The sequence below is a fragment of the Priestia sp. P5_B4 genome (assembly GCF_056400385.1).
In genome coordinates, this window is the sequence record NZ_JBFULJ010001266.1 from 1 (window position 1) to 821 (window position 821).

The 821-nt window shown below is 36.6% G+C and carries 2 protein-coding genes; both read left to right on the plus strand.

Annotated features, from left to right (window positions below; genetic code table 11):
• Positions 1 to 657 (plus strand): sulfate ABC transporter permease subunit CysW (gene cysW / locus AC1DRF_RS30395; protein WP_477742617.1); only part of this gene is annotated, 657 nt, incomplete at its 5' end.
• Positions 658 to 676: 19 nt separating this feature from the next.
• A partial coding sequence (locus AC1DRF_RS30400) for an ATP-binding cassette domain-containing protein (protein ID WP_477742618.1) occupies positions 677 to 821 on the plus strand: 145 nt, incomplete at its 3' end.

Sequence of the window (821 nt, forward strand, 5' to 3'; positions counted from 1 at the left end):
GCTTTGGCTGCTATTAAACTAACGCTAATTGTGGTGCTTATTACTGTTCCTTTAAATGCCGTTTTCGGCGTGGTAGCTGCATGGTTAATTACAAAGTTTGATTTTAAAGGAAAGAATATTTTAATTACGCTTATTGATTTGCCGTTTGCTGTTTCGCCTGTTATTGCTGGATTGGTTTTTATTTTATTATTTGGTGCACAAGGGTTATTCGGAGAATGGCTGTTTAATCAAGATATTAAAATTGTATTTGCTATTCCCGGTATTATATTAGCTACTCTTTTTGTAACGCTTCCGTTTGTTGCCAAAGAATTGATTCCACTCATGCAAGCTCAAGGGTCAGCCGAAGAAGAAGCGTCGTTAACGTTAGGAGCTAGCGGTTTCAAAACTTTTTTTCTAGTGACGTTACCTAATATTAAATGGGGCTTATTATATGGCATTATCTTATGTAATGCGCGCGCAATTGGAGAGTTTGGAGCTGTATCCGTTGTGTCTGGGCACATTCGAGGAATGACAAATACGATGCCTCTTCATATTGAAATTCTCTACAATGAATATCAATTTGCAGCAGCGTTTGCGGTAGCATCTTTAATGTCAGTTTTGGCTATTTTTACATTAATTATAAAAAATATTATTGAGTGGAAGGCCAAACATATTTAAAARGGAAGGAGCTTATGAGATGAGTATCCATATTAAGCACGTATCAAAGAACTTTGGTGATTTTAAAGCGCTGGATTCTATTAACATTGATATTCAAACGGGTGAATTAGTAGCTTTACTCGGTCCGTCCGGTTCTGGAAAAACATCTTTGCTTCGTATCATTG